The sequence below is a fragment of the Clostridium brassicae genome (assembly GCF_026738875.1).
In the GTDB taxonomy this organism is placed as follows: domain Bacteria; phylum Bacillota; class Clostridia; order Clostridiales; family Clostridiaceae; genus Clostridium_H; species Clostridium_H brassicae.
Genome location: NZ_JAPQFJ010000006.1, coordinates 76458 through 100689, shown reverse-complemented (window position 1 = coordinate 100689; position 24232 = coordinate 76458). Strand labels below are relative to the sequence as shown.

The window sequence follows — 24232 nt, the reverse complement described above, 5'->3', positions numbered from 1 at the left end:
TTGACTTTTCCAGCCTATTGAAATATAATATATTCACCACAAATACATTATTTTTTAAAATGGATGAGAACTAATAAAAGACTATCATTCCTATATGTTACAGCCATAAGTATATAAATTTGGATATTTTATGTAGTTTTTACTTTACTTATAGTATAATCTTTTGCCATTTTCTTTACAACATATTACATGTATAAAGCACTTCGAAAACGTTTCCGATTTTGTATTGTATCTATTCTCTATAAAAAAGATATATCATAATAATCTAAAAATCATTATGATACATCTCTTAAATTAATTGAATATCTTAATAGAGTAGATCTCTTTAAGCTATACTAATTCTGCCAATCAACTATTACACTGTCTGTACTATTTGTTGGTGTAGTATATACATGATTATTTCCACTCTCCCAAGTAACTTTACTGCCATTTTTCTTTATAAATTTAAAATTTATAGTTTTTCCTGCTGGAACACTAACATCAAAATACCAAGTAGGATATTTATATTCAACTTGATTATACATAGCTCCTAATGCTTTTGATGTATCCCAACTTCCAAGTTCATTTACGTCTCCTACTAAATATACATTTTCTCCTAATTGTGTATTTGCATTGTTAACCACAAATCTTACTGAAACCTGTTTTCCTGTCAATACATCATAATTTTCAAATATGTTTGATTGTATTCCTGATGATGTTTTTAATGATACATTTATTTTACCTGCTGATACATTAGGTACCTTAACCTTTACTTGTCTATCAGACCAAGATACTATGCTTGCAGTTTTATTTCCAAATAGTACACTTCCTTTTGTAGCTCCAAAACCTCTTCCATCTATAGTAACTATTTCTCCTGGTTCAGCCATAGGATTTCCTACGTTACCAATCATAGGACTATTAGAAGTTGCTACATAACTCCATACTGCACATGCACCTGGTGCTAAAGTAAATGTTGAAACTGTTCCTTTTGAATCTACTGAAATATTATTTCCTGAAACTAATCCTCCTAGTACATCTTTGTAATTTCCTTGTGGCAAAGCTGTTATAGCATTTGAAATATTGTAACTTGATAGTTGGTTCTTATTAATTGCAACTAATGCTACATTATTTCCGAACTTTCTTTCATATATATAAACATCATTGTTAATCCATCTTTGTTGTGTTGTTCCATAAGCTATAGCAGGATTTGTTTTTCTTAAAGGAGCTAGCTTTTGGATTATTTTATAAGCATTTGTTGTTTTGTTAAAGCCTGACATCATAGCTCTATTATTGGGATCTCCATTACCTGTCATATATTGTTCAGTTCCATAATATATAGCTGGTACTCCTCTAGATGTTAATGTTAAAACTAATGCTTCATCTACATTTTTTGTATTTGCTCCACTCTTTTGGAATCTATCCATATCATGATTATCTATAAAAGTTACTTGATCATTAACATGTTCATAATCATTAGCTGTACTTGAAATCACTGAATCTAAGCCATACATATTATCATTGCCATCTCTCAATACTTGTCTAACTTTTTGTGCATATCTAAAATCAAGTAAACTCATTCCACTGTTATTTGCAAAATATGAATTTTTAGGATCGCTTTCTCCCTGTCCTAAAAACCACTCTCCAAAAGTAAACACAGGTTTATATCCATATACTGTATCCATAAAACTCTTTTGCCATCCCTGTGGCATATGTTTAACAGCATCCATTCTTATACCATCTATTCCTGTATCAAGCCATACTTTTATTGCATCTTTCATATAAGAATCTACAATACTATTTTGATGATCTAAATCTGCTAAATCATAAAGATTCCTGTATATACCATCCTCTATTGATGAAAAATCTGTTCCTCCATTATGATGAAATAATTTTTTTGTATCATTTGTATACCCACCAATTAAATTTCCATTATCATATAATCTTCCATTTTCAGCATATGAACTATTGTCTCTATCTGCTGGTGATGTATGATTAGGTGCAAAATCAATTACTACTTTTATATTTTTGGCATGAGCTGCATTAACCATATTTTTAAAGTCTTTCATACTACCAAAAGCAGGATTTGTCTTTTTAAAATCTCTAGCCCAATATCCATGATAAGATGTACTTCCATCAGGGAAAACACTGTAAATGTTTTCTACTGGTTGTGAAACCCATATAGCTGTAATACCCATATCAGATAGATAGCCATCGTTAATTTTGTTTATTATACCTTGCCAATCACCACCAAAATATTTTTTCAAATTAGTTTTGGTGGAATCATATAGTCCTCCTTTAGGATTATTAGAAGTATCTCCATCAGAAAATCTATCAATTACTATTTGATAAATAACATCAGTATTGAAATTTACTTTATTATTTACTGATGCATCTTGTGGATAAGAATCTGCTGCTAAAGTTTTTGAATTATAGCTTAAAGGAGAAAATAGCATACTAATAGCTACAGTTAAACTAAACAGCATGTAAGACAATTTAAATTTTTTTAATTTTTTATGCATAAAAGCACCCCCATATCTTTATTATTTTACTTTTGAAAACGTTTTTCTTAAGTTAATTATAGGACTTTTTGTTTATTTTTATCAAGATGTGATACCTACAAAAACGTTTCCGACTTTTAAAACGAAAAAAAATAGAATTTGAAGTATGCAAAACATACTTCAAATTCTATTTATACAATTATAAATTCTCTAATTCCTCATATTTTGAAATAACTTTATTTACTATTCCATAATCAACTGCTTCGCAAGCATTTAACCAATAATTTCTGTCTGTATCTTTTTCTACTTTTTCTAACGGTTGACCAGTAGCTTCGCTTATTATGTTATTAATTCTCTTACGTACTCTCATTATCTCCTCTGCCTCAATACCAATATCTGTAGCTTGACCATTAAATCCACCTAATGGCTGATGTATCATATATCTTGTGTTTGGTAAAGAATAACGATCTTGTTTTTCAGCTCCAAGGTAAATTGTTATAGCAGCACTTGCAACCCAACCAGTACCAATTACAATAACACGTGGTTTAATAAACTTAATCATATCATGAATAGTATCACCAGCTTCCACATGACCGCCTTGGCTGTTGATAAATAATTTTATCGGTTCATCTCCCATTTCTTGTAGAATTAAGAGTTGTGTAGTTACTTTTTCTGCTAACTCTTGATTGATCTCTCCAGAAATTATAATTGATCTAGATTTTAATAATTTTTCTAGTACTAAACTTGGATTTTCCTTTTTTTGTTTTTGCTCTTGATTGTTCATTATTATCATTCTCCCATCAATTAATACATTTAATTTTAATGATAAAAGTATAATTATCATCAGCTATTTTTAATTGAACTAATTATAACATAATGAAGAAAAAACTTCTAATTTTTGTATTGTTCATATTCTAAGCAATATCTTTTTGCCACATAGTTTTTTAATAAATTTTAAAATTTTTTTAGTGGACTACAGATACAGAAAAAACTCCTGAAGTATATCAGGAGCTCATTCCACTTACAAATTATATTTATCAACAGCTCAATCCTACAATTTTAGAAAACACTAAAATTGGTTTATTTCTTATTTTAATAATTAAAACACTGTTTTAGGTGATTGGTTTCCTTAAAGAACCATCAAATAAATCTCACCACCTATCAAACTAAAGTTTTAACCATAATTAACCATAATTATGGTTGTTAGTTTTTTCGAGGACATTCTAGGTCTATGGATCTTATCACACTAGCTTTAAAGCTTTAAGTGATATCCTATTTATTGAATCTTCTCTAAATTTTAAAATTTACTTCTAGAGAAGAAAATTTTAGGAAATTATGGCTATTAACCTAATTTACACTTAGAGACTATGCTCTAATAAATTATTAACCAATGTAACATATCTTTCATTGAAACTTGTGAAATAAGAAATAAAATAATTATCTTAATCTTACTTAATTTTTAAATATATCTATAAATTCTTCTGGTGAACCTGCATTTATTAAATTCTCTACTCTTTCCACAGAAGAAAGTTTTATGGCTATTTCAGATAATATCTGTAGATGGTCTCCCTCTAAACCAGCTATGCCTATGACAAGGTTTACATCATTTCCACTATAATCTATACTATCTCTAAAATGTAATATAACTACTCCAGATTTTTTAACATATTTCTTTCCTTCTAATTTTCCATGAGGAATGGCTACATTATTTCCTATATATGTCTGATCTGTCTTTTCTTTTTCTAACATAGAGTCTATATACTCTGGATCAATTAATCCATGTTCTAACAATTTCTCTCCTGCTAGTTTAATAGCATCTTCTTTTTTCATCTTATGCAAATCAAAGTATAAAATATCCTTATCTATATTCATTATTCAACTTCTCCCTTCTTAAGTTCTTTTATAAGAATATCATAAACTGGATCATTTAAAAAGGACTCTACTGTTCTAATTTTTGCCTTTGGTAAATTTTTTCTTGCCCTGTCATATAAGTTTTTATGACAAACTACTAATTTTATTCCTTTTGGTACCTTATCTACTGCATAATTTTCTACTTTTATATCTAATCCTACTTCTTTTATCTTATTTCTCAAAATACCTGCTCCCATAGCACTTGAACCTATTCCTGCATCACAAGCAAACACTATAGTATCTATATCTTTTGTAAATAAAGCAGAGTCTTCTTTTTCTAATCCTAACATACTACCAATTTCATCACTTAATCCCATTTCTTCACTATCTTCTTCACTATTACCTGCCTTTAAAAAGAAAGATGCTAGTGAGAAAGATCCTACTATACCTGCTAATATACCTAGCATGACTTTAATAAATCCACCTTTAGGTAACATTATTAAAAATGATACTATACTACCTGGGTGAGGATATCCTGCTAACCCTGCTCCAACTAAATTCCAGACAAAAGCCTGTGCTACACCTCCAAATATTACTGCCAAAAACATAATTGGTTTCATTAATACATATGGAAAATAAACTTCATGGATACCACCAATAAATTCAATCAATAATGCTGATGGTGCTGATTTTTTACTATTTCCCTTACCAAATATTGAATAAGCTAACAATATTCCTGCTCCTGGTGCTGGACTTGAAACCAGCATAAAGAATATGGTCTGACCATGTTGGGATATATCTTGAACACCTAGTGGGACGAAGATTCCTTGATCTATAGCGTTATTTAAGAATATAACTTTTGCTGGTTCTATAATAACTGCTAATAATGGCAATAATTTAGCTTTTATAAATACATTTATCCCTGCTACAGCTACATTTGTTGCTGAGCTTATTATAGGTCCTATTATCTTAAAAGAAAATATAGCTAATATCATCCCTAAAATTCCTATGGTAAAGTTACTGATTAACATTTCGAAACCTGATTTTACTTTACCTTCTAGAAACTTATCTATCTTCTTAATACAAACAGCTCCCAATGGTCCTAAAATCATAGCTGCCATAAACATAGGTATATCTGCACCTACTATAGCCCCCATGGCAGCAACAGCTCCTGCCACTCCTCCTCTTTGATCATAAACCATCTTACCACCTGTAAAAGCTATTAATATAGGTAGTAAAAATCTTATCATTGGCTGAACCATAGTTCCTAATTCTTTATTTGGAAGCCATCCAGTAGGAATGAAAAACGCTGTTATAAGCCCCCATGCTATAAAAGCTCCTATATTGGGAATTACCATTCCCGCTAAGAATCCTCCAAATTTTTGTATTTTTACTTTAATATCCATTGACCTTCCTCCTCCTCACCTTATTTAAATAAAACTTAAGCCATATAGTCTCCTCCATTAACATTCAATGCTTGACCTGTTATATAGTCTGAATCTGTTGTTGATAAAAATACTACTAATTTTGCTATATCTTCTACTGTTCCTATTCGATGAGCTGGAATTTTAGATTTAAAGTAATCCATTACCTCATCTCCCTTTAAATTTCTCTTCTTCCCATAATCAGCTGCTTGTTTCTCCCACATAGGAGTATTAACTACACCTGGACAAATTGCATTCACCTTAATTCCTTCCTTAGCAAATTCCTTAGAAAGTGATTGAGTTAATCCTATTATTCCAAACTTACTAGCACAATACGCCTGATAATTATTTGTTCCTACTTTTCCTGATTGAGACGACATATTTATGATGCTTCCACCGCCTTTTTCTAACATCTGACTAACTGCTTCCTTGCAACATAGAAACTGACCTTTTAAATTAATATCCATTGTCATGTCCCAAATTTTTTCAGTATGTTCAAAGAACGGAGTTATTATAGATATACCTGCAGAATTAACCCAAATATCAACTAATCCAAACTCATTTTTAACTAAACTACCTACTTCTTTAATGTTCTTTACATCTGTAACATCTAACTTATAAGCACTAGCAATACCACCATTTTCCTTAATAGCATTAGTTACTCTCTCTGCTGCTTCTTTATTAATATCTGTTACAGCTACCTTTGCTCCTTGTTTAGCTAATTCTAAACATATCCCTTCTCCTATACCACTTGCACCACCTGTAACTACAGCTACTTTACCTTTTAACATCATTTTATTACCCCCTCCTTACGACATCACCACGTCGTGATGTCTATTTTTATTATATTATATCTAAATTCTAAATATTTTGTCAATAGTTTTTATAATAATGTATTATTATATTTTATTATGTCAGACTAATACTGTGAAAAAGTAATCCATTATCTATCAAATGAAAAACAATCGCATATATAAACTTACTTCAAATGTAGCTAAAATAAATTAGAAGAGTTATTTATACTAATCCCCCCATGACAGTTAAAAAAAATGTTTTAAAAACAAAAACATATTCCCAATGGAATATGCCTTAAAAAATCTCTATATTATTATAATAGACATTATAAAAAAATAAAAATGTCTATTGCTAATTAATCTAATTGTCTTAATCAACCCTTATATTTTAAAATTGCACTAAATCTAGTCATATCTCCTCTATCTCTTGAAATAGAATATTCAAAAGGCTTATCTAAATCATTATAAGTTACAGTTTTAACTAATTGTATGGCTGTTCCTTCTTCTATTTTCAATAACTCAGCAGATTTTTTATCTACATTTACTGCCCTAAAATTTTTTTTAGCATAATTTATTATAATATTGTAATCCTTCTTTAATGTAAAAAATAAAGATACCTCTGAAAAATTATACTTATCCAAATCTGGTGCTATATCACAGGGAATATAAGTATCTACTAATACTGATGGCTCATCTTCTACGTACCTGAGTCTAACTAATTTATAGAACTTATCATACTTATCTCCAAAAATATTTTCTAATTTTCCATTTAAATCTACTATATTTATACTTAACCCTTCTGTTCTAGTTTCTAACCCCTGTCTAAAAGCCTCATCTTCAAAGCTTCTTAACTCTTCTAATCCCCAAACATTATATTTTTTCTGTTTCTTAACAAAAGTTCCTATTCCACGTCTAATCTCTAAATAACCTTCCCTTATTAATACATCTACCGCCTGTCTTACCGTTGTTCTGCTAACATCAAAAAGCTCCATCAGTTCTTTTTCAGAAGGCAATTTATAACCAACTTCGTATTCTCCACTATCAATTCTAGCTATAATATCATTTTTTAATTGAGAATATAAAGGGATTTCTGAGTTTTTATCTAAACTATATTCTTTAGCCATCTTTTCACCTCTATTTCATATATACGACGTCACTATGTCTACTATAATATTACTAAATAAAATCTTATTTGTCCAATATATTGTAAGATAGAACTTTCTAATAAAAAAAGAAGACACCTTAAACGATGACTTCTTTAATAAATAATAAGGTAATTCTCCATTAGCTTCAAAAATTGCCCATGTTGCAGCAGGATAAGAAAATTCCTTCATTCCTTCAAGTACTGAATTTTATTTATTACTCATATAAAGGCTTTCTTTAGTTTTATCTTCACTGTAATTATCATCAATATCACTTTTTATATTAGTTGCTATATCAGAAACATTGTTTATTATACGTTTATAACTATTTCTTAATTGAGTTAGAGAAGTTACCTTTCTGTGATCTTTTTTCTTCCTATACTTCTCTATTTCCTGTGAAATCCTTTTGTTTTCTGCTCTAAGTATCCAAGCAATCCCTGTAGCTGTTTCGTACTGCTTTTGATACTTAATTGCATTTGCTCCTGAAAACTTTATTTTGTTATCTTTAATATTTGTTTTTTCCAGTGTTTTCTTTAAAATATTAGCAGCATTTTCTAATGAGTCTCTAAATGCATTATCTAATAATTTCATATATTTTTTTGTATCATTTCCATACTTACCAGAATCAATTTCACCTTTAATCTTTTTGTATTCATAAGCATATTTTTCTATAAAATGTACTTTGTTAACATCTTTAAATGAAGCTTCAATACGATTCAAAAACTCATACCCTATTGCAGCATCCTTTGATATAACTGAAGACTTTGTATTCTTGCAAACTTGATTATTAGAATTTTTCCCCATATTTTTATCATTGTCTTTAGTTTTATGTTCATTAACATCTAAATTTATTTGGTAGGAGATTGTTTTATTAATTTTAATTGAATCCATAATAATTACCTCTCATTCATTGAATATACTTTATATATCGAATAATAAATTTGAATGTTAAAGATATAATTTTCCATAATTACTAATTTAGTTTATCTTAAATTATCTATCCACTTTTTTTGTATATTCCACTTTCTAAAAAGCTGAAAGTATAATTTTAAATTCCTAATTCAGATGTTTTTTTATTATTTCTTCTGCAAATACAATAATTGTTTGATTCTTTACTTAAAAAAACTTAAATAATTTTAAAAAGGGGGCTGTCACATTAAAAAATTTACATACAATATACTGTTTTAAAAGTTTAAATTCAACACAATATATTGTAGGATTTATTATTAGTGCGGCAGCCCCTTTTAGACTTTTACTTATAATTATTTATATAGTTGTTTTGTATACTACTAACCATACTTTAAAAAGATGAAACTCTTCTGGTTGAGTCTAAATAAGATTCTTCAAGCATCTCATTTTTCAAACTTTTCTTTATCCAAATAGCTATTATAACCGTTTCTATAAATGCTAATCCATCCGCTGCAGTTTGACAAAATATTATTCCTTCTAATCCTATAAATTTAGATAATATAAACATTAAAGGTATATAGAATATTCCCTGTCTAGAAATAGATAATATAAATGCTCCTAACCCCCTACCTAGAGCTTGACATAATACCGAATAAGTGTTTACATATCCAAAAAGAGGAAACAATAAACTTGCTGCTCTAAAAGCCTTTACTCCTATATCTATAACTTCTTTGTCTTTTGTAAATATCATCATACAGCCTTTTGCAAAAACTATAAATAAAATAGATATAATAATACCGGCTATAGTACTCCATTTAATAGATATTTTTACAGCTTCTTTTAATCTAGTAAAATTTTTAGATCCATAATTATATCCTGCAACTGGTTGAAATCCTTGTCCAATTCCAAACACTATGTAAAATCCTATAGACATAACTCTAAATACTACACCCATAGCAGCTACCGCTGCATCTCCATAAGGTTTTGCTCCTATATTCATGAAACCTAAAGCAAAACTCGCTAATACTTGAGTTACAAAAATAGGAATACCTATCTTAAGTATTTCCCCAAACATATTAAAAGTTGGTTTTAAAAACTTCAATTCTAATTTTATATAACTTTTTTTAGAATAATAATATCTTAAAAGAAAAATAAAAGATACTATTTGTGATATAACCGTAGCAACTGCGGCACCTTTTATACCCATACCAAAGCTAAACATAAATATAGGATCTAATATTATGTTTATAACTCCTCCTATGCAAGTAGATACCATACTATATTTTGAATTTCCTTCTGCTCTAATGGTATTACTCATTATTGCTGTTCCAATTGTAAAAATAGATCCTGCTACTATTGTATATCCATATTCTTTAGCATAGGGCATCGTAGTTTCTGTGACTCCATACATCAATAAAAATTGTTCTAAAAATGTTATACAAATAACAGTAAAAATCAAACTGAATATACATCCAATTATTATAGTAGATGTTAGAGACCTATTAGCTTCCTCTTTTCTCTTTTCTCCTAACAATCTTGATAGATAGGAAGCACCTCCTGCACCAAACATAACTCCTATAGCTCCAATAAACATAAATAGTGGATATACTATAGATACGGCAGCAATAGCACTAGTATTATTTAACATACCAACAAACATAGTATCTACTATATTATAAATAGCAGTAATTAGCATAGCTATTATTGCCGGTACTGATAACTTTAAAAGCACCTTTGATATACTCTCTTTTTCCATCATTTCTGCTGTAGCTATTGTATTTTTCATATTCTTTCTTGCCTAATAAAAGCCTAGAAAAGCTTAGACATTCCTCCCCTCATATTTCAAATTTAAATTTTAATTTTTTATCCGATGTCTACCGCCACTAATACTCCAATACACTCTGTGAAAGCGATTCACACCAAATCAGAGATTTGGGTTCTCTGCTTTTCTATAGGTTGGAGATAAGTGGCGCTACGACCCTGGATAATGGTTTACCCTAAAGGATAACAACTTCTAAGGAGTAAAACTCCTAAGAATTCTGTTAATAATCTTCAGGTGGAGTTTAAAACTCCATCTGAAGACAAGAATCCTATTTATTATAAAGCTAGGCTTTGGATTCAATTTTATAGATTCTAAAATAATGAACCACTAGATAATATAACATTTTATTTTATTTTTTACAAATTGAATTGTAAGTTATATTTTAAAATAATTATGTTATATTTTTTTCCAAACCATTCGTTTTTAGATCTTGATTCATTTATTGTCATCACTCCATATCTATTTATTTTTGTTTAGCCATAACGTTTTTTGATATTTCAATTTTTTACCCATTTTTTACCCTATACTATTTAAATTTAATCATTATGTATATTTTTCCTAAAACAAAAAAAGCGATTACCCAAGGGTAATTTACATAAAAAATTATTTAAATTTGTTTTCATAAAAAAACCTCGAAATTCTTCGAGGTTTGTCTTTATCTCATTATTTCTTTTGTTGTTGATTGCTCATTTGATTCATTTGATTACTTTGGGCTTGTTGGACTTGTTGTTGTGCTTGTTGTACTTGTTGTGTTTGTTGACTCATCTGATTTAATTGTTGTTGAGCCTGATTTATAGTTTGACTCATTTGAGAAAGAACTTGGTTTGATACAATTTGTTCATTAGCTTGACTTAATGAATTTAGAGCTTGTTGAACAGATTGCTGTAACTGGTTTTCTGATTGCTGTTGTTGTTGTTGAAGTTGCTGTCTAAAACTCTGTATCTGCTGTGAAAGCTGATTAGCCATTTGTTGAGATTGTTGCTGCATGCCTTGGTCTGATAATATCCCTGAAAATATGAAAATTAAAGAAAAAAATAAAATTAATCCTAGTAAAGCTTTTGTATTGCCTTACTAGGATATTTTAATACTATTCTTGGAATTATTAAAGGTGCTAAAACTTTGACGCTTACGAAATTCCAAGCCTACTGCATCTTCCATATCCTGTACAATATAAGGAGGATATATCATTCCTTCATTTCTTGATAATTTTATAAAAATGAATTTCAATATTAACCAAGTCCTATGAGCCGCCACCTACAAAATTCATTTTCTCATTGATTATGCCTTCGAAATTTTCAATAAAAAAATACGACAGCTTTGATTATTCAAAACCGCAGTATAGTTACAATTAAATCTGCGCAAAATAATATAATATTGCTAAATTAGCGGTTTTTTATTTACCGCACAACAGCATCTTTCTTCATACATTCACAAATAAGAATTATAAAAACTATTTACCCTCTTATATTGATCATTTCTCTAAAAATAGCACTCGTCATGTTTAACTCCTCATAATCCCCTTCATATATGTTACCATTATCTAACATAACAATATTATCAACATCTTTTAATATCTCTTGCTTATGAGTTACTACTATTACTGTTTTACCTTTTAAGCTAGTATTAATAAGCGAATTTATCTGTTTATCTGTATATGCATCCATATTAGAAGTTGCTTCATCAAAAATAATAATAGGTTTATCGTGAACTAATGCTCTTGCCATAGCAATTTTTTGTTTCTGTCCTCCTGACAACATAGAACCATTCTGACCAACTACATATTCTAAAGAGACTTCATTAATGAAATCTTCTAATCCACTATCTTGAATTGCCTTTAATAGAATAGATTCGTTAACTTCCTTGTATAAGCAAATATTATTTCGTATAGTGTCATTAAACAAATATACTTGTTGACTTACACCAGATATCATGTCTCTATATAAATATATTTTATATTTAGTAATATCCACATCATTAATCTCAATATATCCATTCGTTGGTTCAAGTATCCTTGTTATTAGATTTATCATAGTTGACTTACCAGAACCATTCTTACCAATCAACGCATATTTCATCCCTTTTCTGAACACAAAATCAACATTTTTTAGGACATTTTTCTCTTTTTCATACTGAAATGAAACGTTTTTAAATGCTATATCTCCATTGTCTGGCTTATTTTCATACCCAATATTACTTTCTTCTTCAAAGTTCAAAAACTCATAATATCTTTTGGTCGATGGTATAATTCCAGATAAAAAATAACCTACGTTTAAAATTGCGGAAATAGGTCCTGTAACATATGCACTATATGTTATAAATGCAAAAACACTTCCCACTGAAAGTTCCATATTAAATACTAGATTAGCTCCTATAATATAGATAAACATTATGAGAATTTGAATAATCATTTTGTCTATTATTGTATTCCATTGCCCAAGCATATCCATTTTCTTATGCTTATCTATAATTCTTTTTTGTAAGGTTGAAAACTCTCTCCACTTATACAATAATAAATTAAATATTTTTATTTCATTTATCCCACCAACTGAATCGCCAAACCAATTAGCATACATCTGGCTACTTTCAATATAATTGTCCATTAAAAATTTTCTTTTTTTTGCAAGAGATTTCATAACTATATATTTTAATGGAATGAAAATTAAAACCATAATAGCCATTCTATAATCTATTATAAATAATCCAATAATTCCACCTAACATACTAAACCCCTGTGTCAATACAAAAAACAAATTTCCATCTGCTATTGATGCTATAGTATTAATATCAAAATTAATATTATTTAAAATTTCAGCATAATTGATACTTGTAAAATACTTACTATTAATTTTCATTAGATGAAAAAATGATTCCTCTGATAAAGAATATTGAATTTTAGCAGCTATTTCAATTCTTGCTTTTTCTTTCATTATATCAAGAACATAACTTACAAAATAAATTCCTGTCATAGACAGCGCTAAAATAATTACTAAATTCTTATCTCCACCTATAAAACCATCATCCATAATATGTTTACTGATTAACGGTATACAAAGATTCAACGCAGTTGAAATCATTAAACATAAAAATATAAAAATTATTATCTTTTTATATTTTTCTAAAAGTTTTAATAATTTTTTAATTATCTCTTTATCAGACATTTTTCCCCTCCGAAAAGCCTTTTATAATATTTCGGTAGACATCATAAATAATTGTTGAATCTATACTATCATATTGCAAATTATATTCTTCATATTCACCGCAAACAATACACACATTCACTTTACCCTTATATTTTTCAATATTAATTAACATATCCCATTGTATAAATGATTCATCAGTATAAAATTCATTTCCTATAGAAATTACTATCACATCACTTTTTAAATAATATATTTGCGACCCTAAGAAATTATATAGAATTTCATTTGCCCCTTTTACTAAAACTTCTCGTGGAATATATTCTAAACCATATAAAATACTTTCTTCATGAAAGCTTGCTACATATGCATTATAATTGTCTTTACCAAAATTAATATTTAATTTATTTAACCACTCATATTCGTCAATTTCATTATGTATTTTGAACAGAATAAGAGGTATATCTATTACATATCTATTTTTACCTATTTCCTCAATTTGTTCTATTCTATTTTTTTTAGTCCAAACGTACCCATCAATATTTGATGTAGATAAATTTTTTTCACCCAAATATACTATGTTTTTACCTTTTAAATCTAAACCATTTAATGCAATTTTTGACTTTACAATAATAGTATCAATTTTTTCTTTAATTTTTTCATAATCACCTGTGATGACATCAAAATAATATTTTGATGCAGATTTATTTTGAAAATCAGCTATCCATGCTTTAGATATCCAATCTGGTTCAAATATTAATTCATAGCTACTATTTATATTAAAATTTTCTTTATCCAACTCTTTAAGCAAGAGCTTCTTATTAAGAATTTCTTGCAATAAAAAAATATTTCCTATTTTTGCAGTAACATATGGTGCAGCATAACTACTACTTCTTGGTGTTAAAATATTGCAATTATTCAACACAATTTCATGTTCAGATAGGCACTCAATTTCTATACCTTTTTTTAATAACATTTTCCTATTAAATTCAAAACTATTCCCTGAATCTACACCTATTACTTTTGAAAATGATGCAGGATATGTTACATATCCATCATTAGAAGTCGCAGAAATTAAAATCATATCTCTGTTTGCAAAATAATTGATAATTTTTTGTATTTTTCTTTTATCAGCAAAATGTGTTGTTCCAAAACTCAAATTAACAATTTTAATATTATTATCTTGACACCATTGTAATGCCGCCTCTAAATTACTAACTCTGCCTTTCCCTTTACAATCTAATAAGCGAATACTAGTTAAGTCACACATAGGACAATACTTTCTAATAATTAATGCACATATTGTTCCATGTTGAAATTGTTGTTTATTGATATTATTTTTTTCACTTATAGTTATGCCAGTATTATTTACATATATGTTATTTTCAATATTATCCTTTAATAGTACTGAATCTATTCCATTATCTATAATAGCAATTCTAATTTTGGACTCCATTTTTTTAACAACTCCAAACTTAAAATATTTATTTAATTTCATAAAGAGCTTACAATCACAGCATTAAATCTTTTTCTAATAACAAATCAACAATATTTTCAAAAGTTCTTAATTTATACTTCTCAATATCTCTACCCAAAATATGAAAATTGTATTTCTTTTCAATAATTTTAAGTAAATAAATCAAATCTCTTGGCATTAATTTGATTTTTGATCCAAATATATTTTCACTAAAAAAAGTTTTATCATGTACTATAATATTAAATTCTTTTTTCATTATATCTTTTATCTCTTCATAAATTACAGTCTTTTTATCCATATTCCACCTCTACTTTACATAATTTAATTAGATTCCAATAAGTTTAATAAAGTATCAGACATATTCTTTAAATCACTATTCCTTAATCCATTAAAAATTGGTTTGTCAATAGTTAAATTCATTAACTTAATTTTTTTATCAATCTCGTACATATCTACATTATAATATTGCATTTTACCTTCTTCTTTACTACTATTAATATCAACAAGTGAATTAGACATTACATAACAAGTAGGATTTTCTCCAATTTTATATTTAACCATATTAGATATATTTTCAAAAAAGTTTTTATCATACTCTCCATACCCTATATTCACAATAACAGCATCTGGTGGAACTGCTTGTCCTACTTCAAACGCAGTTATCCCAAAGTGATTTGTAAACATATCGTTATATGGAATCAAACTTCCTGGTATTGCGATAATGAATGCATCTGGTCTTTCATAATATTCAATATTCTTACACAATGAATTAAAGTATAAAATTTTATGTTCTTCTAATATATTGTCAAACATAAATTGAGGAAATGAATGAATCCCAAATAATTCACTGTAACTTTTACTCCCTATCACACTAACTTTATATCCTTTTTTTTCAAATTCTTCTTTTAGTACCAACACTGAATCTATTTTTTTAGTTCTTTCCGTAATACCTGTAATTAATATTATTGGCACATTCATCTGATATAATTTCTGATTATCAATCTCTATTTCAGCAACATTCGCATTTTGTCCATCTAAAAATTTTATTTCTACAGAATATTTTTTACATATTCTCTTTAATTCTTCTCTCTGTATATCTTGTAGAATGTATAATGAAATAATATCTTTACCACTTTTAGCATCATTTTCTACTTTATTATATATATACGTTTCATTTGTTAATGGATTGCCATCACCTATAATAAGAATATCATAATCATTAGTTTCTACTTTTTGTACTAACCCTCCAGTACTTTCTCCCATATATAATTCAGCAAAATCCTTTCCTAATAAAAATTTATTATTTCTTGTATCAATATTGATGATATCAACCTGAGAAAGTAGCTCTTTAAATCTAATTAACGGATAATTGTCAATATTATATGGAAACAAAATTGCTTTTCTTTTAATCATACTATTAATTCTCCTTTTCAAAATCATATCCCATTTCTTTAAACATACAATAATCTTTCATTCTATCATCTACACTACGTTTTATTTCTTCGCAATGGCTAGCTTTCATTTCTGCTGACAATTTATCCCCTCCATCAGCTTTAACTGCACAAATTGTACAAAATCTAAAAGCCCAACAATTCCTACACTTTTCTTCAGTTATCTTACCTATATTAAGCATGTTCCTAATATTAGTTAAATCGAATCCTCTATAAATATTTCCTATTTTCATAATTTCTGAACACTCACTTACCCTCTCACAAGGATAAAAATCTCCTCCTGTTTCCACAAACAACCTATGCCTCCCAACTACACAAGGCCCTGATGGGTGTTCAATTTTCAAATTATCTGTAGAAATTTTTAATCCTTCATGAATATCATCATGTAATCTTTGATAATGCATTTTAAGTAGTTTAGACACCTTAATATCTGCATCATTTCTAATTGTAGAAAAATAATATTTAAAAAGCTCATAATTAAATTCTTCAATAAATTCCTCATTAAGCGTATATTTATTTTTTGCATAATTATTACTTGGTAAATTTACAACTGATACATAATGTTTAATTAAATCATCCTCACAAAAAAACTTATTATATATTTCAAATCCATATTCTGGTGTCATAACTGCATTAAAATTAATGAATTTTGAATATTCTGGACATTCTTTTTCAACTAATTGTATGGAATTTATTACTTTGTTGAAGCTTCCTACCTTTTCATCTGCACTTATTCGATTTAAATTATGTATGTCTTTTGGCCCATCCAAGCTAATTGTCAATTCTACACTATATTTATTTAGAAATTCTATCATTTCTTTAGTCAGTAATGTTGCATTTGTCGTCATACTATAAGTCACAGTTTTGTCACCTTTATTATTTTCCATATATTCAATACATTTCTTTATTAAATCAAATTCAAGTATTGGCTCTCCTCCATAAAAACCTAAATTAAGATATTCTGAATCTATTGCATGTTCTAAGAAAAAGTCTATTGACTTATATGCAATAGTTTCTGACATTCTCTCATTTTTATGTGTTCTGTTTGTATAAGTTCCCGAATATACACAATATTTACATCTTAAATTACAGTTTTTTGTTACCTGTAATGTCATACTTTTTAAATTTCTTTTTAGTAAGCCTTCTAATTGTTTATCTAACGGATGCTGCATAATAAATTCTCTTCTTTGCATTAGAAATCCTTGCTCTATTAATTTTTTTATATCTTTATTATTTTCATAATTATTATCCATTAAATCACAATATGCCTTATTATTTATCTCTACAATATCGTTAACATTTACATCATATAAATAATAATGTCCATGGGTTTCAAATAAATGAATTATTGTATTTCTCATATATAGTCTCTCCTTTTGAAAAAAAGATGTTTCTTTAATAGCTCATTATTAAACATATATTTATAACAGCCATCAGAAACATCTTTTTATACATTTTATCCTAATACAATGTAGGAATAAGAAAATCTAACTAATTCTACATAATTAGAATTTTTCTTAGCTTGTGTATTGCAATAGCAGCTAGTAGGGCAGTTGCAAGAATAAGATTCCAATGTACCCTGTAAATTATGATTCTTTTTATTTAACTTTTTCATTTTATTTACCCCCCTTCATCAAAATATTTATCAATTAAAATTAGCATATAGCTAATCTTCTTGATTCTTTTTACGTTTGGTATGTCCTACTGCTTGTACATTAATAACATTAGGCAAATTAATATATTGATTATTAGTTGGTTTCCAAATTCTATCAAAGGAAGTTGTAAGAAGATTTTCTGTTTCTTTCTCTACTTTGTCTTTATCTATATCATTTTTACTATAAACACTCTCTACCCAGCAGATATATGTTCCATCAGGATATATAACAACACCTGAACTTTTAACTGGTGGAGCAAGACTTCTTAATTCCTTCTGAGCTTCTGTACTACAATTATCATTAATAATTTTACAAATTTTATCTTTAAACTTTGCATCTTTGCCCATTTTTTCAAGTGTTTCATTTGAGATTATTACATTATTTAATGAATTACTATCTATAGAATTCATCATATGATTATAAGAATCAAAGGAACATACATGCAGATTTGCATTATATTTACTTATAAGCTCATTTTGAATACTATATGTAGATTGCTCACTAATTTCTTTATTAAGTATATTACTAAATTGAGTGCTGTGGTTTGCAAATTTTTGTATGCTATTTGCAGACCTCATACCATCCATACTATATACTGGCATAATTTCCATAAATATATCCTCACTTCCTATAGTATCTTTCTTAAACATAGACATAATTAAAATCTTATGATAATTGTCTCATTACTTTTGAGGTCTCTTAGGTTGATGATAAATACCAGAGCAAAATGGTGGCCATGTACGTGAATTTTTATCTACCTCAACTCTTGTAATACGTTCAACTATTTTTAGTAAATACTTGTTAACCTTCTTCATATTTTTTTACCTCCTGATTTAATATTTTTGCTATTAAAAGTAAAACTGCACATAATATAATAGAAATTGACATGTAGTTTATACTAATTGGATTTACACCAGCAAAAATCGAAAAATATATTATCCCACTTTCCAACATAAGAATAAGTCTTGCAGCTTTCTTAGATTCTAATAATTCATAAGAATTCATATTCATATTAGGATGATTAATTGTTCCTATCATCCATATGATAACAATAGATATTATAAGAAAAACTTCTAAACTCCTAAAATTTCTTAATAAGAAATTATCTACAAATACAATTAACATATAAGTGCTGACTGTGCCCAAATAACATTGTAAAAATGTATTAGCGTGATAGCCACCTGTCCTCTTTCTTAATGAAAGAAAAAATATAAGAAAAATCAAAGTATTTATAAATAAATTTAAACATATACTAATTATTATAATAGTTCCTAAAGTTAAAATTTTTTCTATCATACATGTAAAAGCATAAACATAATCCTTCTCTTTTTTTACATCAATTAATTTTTCATTAGACATCTGTTTTACTAAATCATTTGTCATTTTCTCAATCATAAATCACACCTTCTAATATTAGTATAACTTTTAATTTTTTGTATACAATACCCATTGCATAAAATGACTTTTTATTGCAGAAATGGATAAATATTAACTCATATAATGCAAATTGCTGTTTATTATGTATTATTGGGAAATTAGAATTGAAAAATAGAACTCATTTCCATTACTCTTTATAATATAAGATCCACCATATTTTTCTATTATATTTACTACATTACTTATTCCTACACCATGCTCTTCTTTGTTTTCTTTTGAAGTTAATACTCTTCCATTACTATATAAAATATTATTGGTATATGTATTTTTTACTGATATAACAATAAAATCATCCTTATTTATAAATTTAAATTTTAATATTTTATTATCTGAACATTTTTCACAGGCTTCAATGGCATTATCTAACAAATTAGATAATATTACAACAACATCTTCATTACTAATTTTTATATTAGATAGGTCGTTAACTTTAAGTACAAAAATAATATTTTTATTTATTGCTTCTTGATATTTTGTGTTTAAAATAGCATTAACAATAACATTATTTGTATTAATTGCGTCTAGCTCCTTATTTAAATTGTCACTTATATTTTTTAAATATTCTTCCAGTTCTGTATAGTGTTTTTTCTTTACCAAAGAATTAATACATATTATTTGATTTTTATATTCATGGGTTTTTTTATTTTGCTTATTAAAATTTTCTGAAATAGAAAGATACATATTTGTCTGACTTTTTACTTGCATTTCAAAAATCTTATTTTTATGTATTTTCATTTCACGTTCTAATATATCATTAATTAAGTAAAATACCACTATATTCATTCCAGCTAGTCCAAATGCTATAATAAAAAAAATATCTGCCTGTTTTTTACTGGTAACACAATCAGATATTGAAAGTATCGCTATTATCACACAAATTGTAAATAATGGGAAAAATATAAACCTTATCCATTCAGTATCTTTCAAAATTGTTGGATATTTATTGCCTATATTCTTCTTTATAACTATAACAACAAAAAAAAGTAGTGCTTTTCCAAAAATAATAACTAAAAAGCTTTCAAAAATATAAGCTTGCCCTGCTGTCTCACCATTAAATAAAGACATAGTATTTATTGAAAATGCAAAATAATCTACAACAAGAAGTAATCCCTGGAATAACATAGATACTATCAATGATTTTATAATATTAATATTTAGATATAAATACATTAATATTGTACTTACAACAATAATTGATACCTGTTTGAACGTAAAATAATTTGCAAAAAATAATGCAAAAAAATATACTGATAACATTAGTGTTGCTATTATTCCGTAATTTCTATAAATATTCTTTTCAGTACGTTTTTCTCCAAAAGCCTCAAAAAATATTTTGCAACAAAAGATTTCTAGAACAATAATTAAAAAACTTTGTATATAAACAAACATTATATTTCTCCTATATACTCAATAAATATTTTTTTTACACCTTTGTATCTTGATTTAGATATACTTAACTTTACACCATTACTCAATATAACTGAATTTCCTGAAATACTCATTATATGCTTTATGTTAACTAAAAAACTCTGATGTATTCGAACAAATCCATTGCCTTCTAATTCATTTTCTATTTTGTTTAAAGTTCCATATAATGTATAAATCCTTACTTTGTCTTGCATAATATGGAATTGTAACTTATGTAATCTACTTTCAATATATAGAATTCTATCTAAACGAATTTCCTTAACTCCCTGGCTAAATTTAAATACCTTTTTTATAATCGCATAATTCATCTTCTCAACAATTGCATCCATACACTCATTAATTACTTCTTCAAAATTTTCATTACTTTTTAATAAATATCTTACTGCATCTACTTTGTAACCTTCAAGAGTATAATTAATATATGCAGTGACAAATACAATAAATACTTCCTTGCTAAATTCTCGAACTTTTTGAGCAGTCATAATACCATCTATCTCATCCATATTTATATCTAAAAATATAACAGTATATTTAACCATATCAATCCCTAATTCTAAAAATTCCATTCCTGATTTAAAAGTGTCTATTTCATACTGTATTTCATGTTTATTTAGATACTTACATAAAAAATTTTCTAAAGTACTTAAAAAATATTTTTCATCGTCACACACAGCTATTCTAAACATATAACCATCCCCTTAATTTCAAACTTTGTATGTAATGTCTTTTTTATACTCTACATTAATATTCTCGTTAAAATTAAGTAAAATCTTTATTGCATTCCCATATATGTAATTAGTAACCAAAAGTGATATAAAACTAATTTAACCTTCCTTGTGGTAAACTACTATTATCCATATTAGATATACCTCCTTTATTTAATGGGTGTGGTCGACAAACCTACTTCCATTTCACATCAAAGGTTTTATTTTTTTCTACTCATAGCTGTAAGCTTTCTTCAACCACAGGCATAGCCTGTGGTATTCTTTATACAAAAATAGCTAATGTTTCTTACTTGAAACATTAGCTATTATCATTGCTATAATATATATTTATCTTATCTTTTAGCTACAGTTTACTGCATTATTACATTGAAAATTTTAAAGAACTATAATTGAAAAATGGGGCATTGAGCTAAGACCAAACTAGAAATGAAATAATAAAATAATAACTTAATCCCTTCAATAATACACTTGTAGCTATTCCTAAAATAGCCCAAATAATTAAGCTGCTAAATATCATATCTATCTTATTTATTTTATTAGATAAGAAGTACATATTTAAAAAAACATCTAAATCCTTTTTATCTTAAATAATTGAATTACATAGGAAGTATATGATAATAACTAATAAACCTGATTCTCAATGAAATTTACAAATCCACATTCTTTTGTAATCTAACTATAAAAATTGTCATAATTATAGAAATTAGCACTTCTACAACCACATAACCCCAACCAAAGAATCAAAAAACATAAGATTAATGTGTAGTTGATAGATTATCGTTTCACATTTGGAAATATTAGCGATATAATCAACCCTGAGCCTAAATCTGATTTTGCATCCAACTGAATTGCTAAATCATAAGCCATCTTGCTTACTAAGAAAAGTCCCATGCCTGTTGCTTGTCTAGTATAAGTACCTCTTCTTCCAGTAAAGCCCTTATCGAAAATAAATGGTAAATCTTCTTGAGATACACCAGGTCCATTATCACTAATATTTAAGATAACTTTATCTCTCACTTTGTCATAAAGCGTTTCAAACTTCAAAATTGGAATATCCTGATTCTGTGAAATGTGTTTCGTACTATTAGTGATTATTTGTTCTAATATAAAAGCTAATCCTTTGCGGTCAGAAAAAACTTCCATTTCTTCACCTATAAATTGTATTTGAAAACTAGATTCGTCTAGTAATGTTTGATGGTCTTCAATTGTTTGTTTACAAAATGCTAGTAAGTTTATAGAATCAAAAATATAATCTTTATGAATAGCCCCAAGTCTTGCAAAATACAAAATTTGCTCTACATCTCCAAGCATTTGATCTCTAATATGTAGCATACGCTGTCTAACAAGGGGAGACATTTCATCAGTACGATTATCCAATACCAATGTCATTAATGATAGAGGCTTTTTAATTTCATGAACCCATCCCTCTATATAATTTTCATAATCGCCCAATTCAATGACTTGATCATTAAGCTCCGATTGATATGATCTTATAACGTTCCCCACCCTATGGATAAACTCCCAATGATTCTTAGGAGATACATGGCATAATATTTCTTCATTTGTCTCACTTGCTTCTAATAAAAAATCTTCAAAAGCTTCTTCTATTATTTTTTGCTTTCTAATTATAATAAATACAGACACCCATATCATTGCTAGAGTAAAAATAATCATTAATCCTACTAGCACCTTAAATGTTTCTGGATAAGCCAGCCAAGCTAAAAAACTAAATAGGATACTGGTAGCTATCAACATAAGAAACCATTGTTTATAAGCATGAAAACAATCATATATTTGCTTTATCCATTTCATGGCTTCATATACCCCCTAAGTCTATACCCTTTACCCCTTATTGTTTCTATTTGATGATCTAAATTCAATTGACGCAATGTTTTTCGTAAGCGAGTGATATTCACCTGAAGTGCATTTTCGTCTATATATTGGTCCATTCCCCATAAAAGTTCACTCAGTGTTGATTTGGATACAATCTCAGGTCTATTCTGTACTAAAGCCAATAAAATTCTTCCTTCATTAGCTGATAATAATAAGGATTCAGATCCCTTATACAAAGTAAAAGTATTGGGATCTAGCAAAAAACTGCCAACATCTATCAATTGTGGTTGTCCTTCAAATCTTCTTAGAAGGTTCTGAATACGTGCTAATAATCTATCTCGATTACATGGTTTTGTGAGATAATCATCTGCACCTAAATTAAGACCGTGTAATTCATCTTTTAACTTATCTCTAGATGTAAGAATCAATATTGGACCAATCCCTTTTAATTTTAAATTTTTGCATACTTCAAATCCTGATTGTTCTGGTAAATTAATGTCTAACAATACTAAACCGGGTGTCAAAGCAGCTATTTGAGCAACCACATCATGGAAGTCTGAAATTGCTGTTACTTCATAACCAGCTTTTTTCAATACATCCATTAATTCTTCTCTCATGAATAAATCATCTTCAACAATTGTAATCCTAGCCACTTCAGCACCTCCTTCCA

22 protein-coding genes are annotated in these 24232 nt (G+C 27.7%); all 22 read right to left on the bottom strand.

Annotated elements, in window-relative coordinates:
- Positions 1-335: 335 nt before the first annotated feature.
- Positions 336-2498 (bottom strand): alpha-amylase family glycosyl hydrolase, encoded by a 2163-nt coding sequence (locus OW729_RS07760; protein WP_268060912.1) that lies wholly within the window; start codon positions 2496-2498, stop codon positions 336-338.
- 178 nt (positions 2499-2676) lie between these two features.
- Positions 2677-3261 (bottom strand): ATP-dependent Clp protease proteolytic subunit, encoded by a 585-nt coding sequence (locus OW729_RS07755; RefSeq protein WP_268060911.1) that lies wholly within the window; start codon positions 3259-3261, stop codon positions 2677-2679.
- A 668-nt stretch (positions 3262-3929) separates the two neighbouring features.
- Complete coding sequence (locus OW729_RS07750) at positions 3930-4349, bottom strand: PTS sugar transporter subunit IIA (protein WP_268060910.1); 420 nt, start codon at positions 4347-4349, stop codon at positions 3930-3932.
- The gene (locus tag OW729_RS07745) at positions 4349-5734 is read right to left on the bottom strand and encodes a PTS mannitol transporter subunit IICB (RefSeq protein ID WP_268060909.1); all 1386 of its coding nucleotides are present in this window, start codon (positions 5732-5734) and stop codon (positions 4349-4351) included. The genes OW729_RS07750 and OW729_RS07745 overlap by 1 nt, the downstream gene beginning before the upstream one ends.
- 35 nt (positions 5735-5769) lie before the next feature.
- The gene (locus tag OW729_RS07740; protein ID WP_268060908.1) at positions 5770-6546 is read right to left on the bottom strand and encodes an SDR family NAD(P)-dependent oxidoreductase; all 777 of its coding nucleotides are present in this window, start codon (positions 6544-6546) and stop codon (positions 5770-5772) included.
- Between the two features lie 374 nt (positions 6547-6920).
- Positions 6921-7670: a GntR family transcriptional regulator gene (locus tag OW729_RS07735; protein ID WP_268060907.1), complete on the bottom strand. Its 750-nt coding sequence runs from the start codon at positions 7668-7670 to the stop codon at positions 6921-6923.
- 228 nt (positions 7671-7898) lie between these two features.
- The gene (locus OW729_RS07730) at positions 7899-8579 is read right to left on the bottom strand and encodes a hypothetical protein (protein ID WP_268060906.1); all 681 of its coding nucleotides are present in this window, start codon (positions 8577-8579) and stop codon (positions 7899-7901) included.
- Positions 8580-8988: 409 nt separating this feature from the next.
- The gene (locus tag OW729_RS07725) at positions 8989-10383 is read right to left on the bottom strand and encodes an MATE family efflux transporter (RefSeq protein WP_268060905.1); all 1395 of its coding nucleotides are present in this window, start codon (positions 10381-10383) and stop codon (positions 8989-8991) included.
- A gap of 699 nt (positions 10384-11082) precedes the next feature.
- Entirely contained in the window at positions 11083-11406 is a 324-nt protein-coding gene (locus OW729_RS07720) for a hypothetical protein (protein ID WP_268060904.1), read from the bottom strand.
- 467 nt (positions 11407-11873) lie between these two features.
- Entirely contained in the window at positions 11874-13577 is a 1704-nt protein-coding gene (locus OW729_RS07715) for an ABC transporter ATP-binding protein (protein WP_268060903.1), read from the bottom strand.
- A complete protein-coding gene (locus tag OW729_RS07710) occupies positions 13570-15012 on the bottom strand; it encodes a S8 family serine peptidase (protein WP_268060902.1) in 1443 nt (480 codons plus the stop codon). The genes OW729_RS07715 and OW729_RS07710 overlap by 8 nt, the downstream gene beginning before the upstream one ends.
- A gap of 55 nt (positions 15013-15067) precedes the next feature.
- A complete protein-coding gene (locus OW729_RS07705) occupies positions 15068-15331 on the bottom strand; it encodes a hypothetical protein (RefSeq protein ID WP_268060901.1) in 264 nt (87 codons plus the stop codon).
- A gap of 23 nt (positions 15332-15354) precedes the next feature.
- Complete coding sequence (locus OW729_RS07700; protein ID WP_268060900.1) at positions 15355-16446, bottom strand: TIGR04066 family peptide maturation system protein; 1092 nt, start codon at positions 16444-16446, stop codon at positions 15355-15357.
- 4 nt (positions 16447-16450) lie between these two features.
- Entirely contained in the window at positions 16451-17845 is a 1395-nt protein-coding gene (gene ccpM / locus OW729_RS07695) for a Cys-rich peptide radical SAM maturase CcpM (RefSeq protein WP_268060899.1), read from the bottom strand.
- A gap of 95 nt (positions 17846-17940) precedes the next feature.
- Complete coding sequence (locus tag OW729_RS19480; RefSeq protein ID WP_407647649.1) at positions 17941-18099, bottom strand: CLI_3235 family bacteriocin precursor; 159 nt, start codon at positions 18097-18099, stop codon at positions 17941-17943.
- A 51-nt stretch (positions 18100-18150) separates the two neighbouring features.
- The gene (locus tag OW729_RS07690; RefSeq protein ID WP_268060898.1) at positions 18151-18795 is read right to left on the bottom strand and encodes a DUF6033 family protein; all 645 of its coding nucleotides are present in this window, start codon (positions 18793-18795) and stop codon (positions 18151-18153) included.
- A 27-nt stretch (positions 18796-18822) separates the two neighbouring features.
- Positions 18823-18954: an AgrD family cyclic lactone autoinducer peptide gene (locus OW729_RS07685; RefSeq protein WP_268060897.1), complete on the bottom strand. Its 132-nt coding sequence runs from the start codon at positions 18952-18954 to the stop codon at positions 18823-18825.
- Positions 18941-19534, bottom strand: coding sequence for an accessory gene regulator B family protein (locus OW729_RS07680; protein WP_268060896.1), 594 nt, complete (start codon positions 19532-19534; stop codon positions 18941-18943). Before OW729_RS07680 ends, OW729_RS07685 begins: the two co-directional genes overlap by 14 nt.
- 129 nt (positions 19535-19663) lie before the next feature.
- Positions 19664-20965: a sensor histidine kinase gene (locus OW729_RS07675; RefSeq protein WP_268060895.1), complete on the bottom strand. Its 1302-nt coding sequence runs from the start codon at positions 20963-20965 to the stop codon at positions 19664-19666.
- Positions 20965-21690: a LytR/AlgR family response regulator transcription factor gene (locus OW729_RS07670; RefSeq protein ID WP_268060894.1), complete on the bottom strand. Its 726-nt coding sequence runs from the start codon at positions 21688-21690 to the stop codon at positions 20965-20967. The genes OW729_RS07675 and OW729_RS07670 overlap by 1 nt, the downstream gene beginning before the upstream one ends.
- 813 nt (positions 21691-22503) lie before the next feature.
- Complete coding sequence (locus tag OW729_RS07665; RefSeq protein ID WP_268060893.1) at positions 22504-23484, bottom strand: sensor histidine kinase; 981 nt, start codon at positions 23482-23484, stop codon at positions 22504-22506.
- A gap of 53 nt (positions 23485-23537) precedes the next feature.
- Positions 23538-24215, bottom strand: coding sequence for a response regulator transcription factor (locus OW729_RS07660; RefSeq protein WP_268060892.1), 678 nt, complete (start codon positions 24213-24215; stop codon positions 23538-23540).
- Positions 24216-24232: the final 17 nt, after the last annotated feature.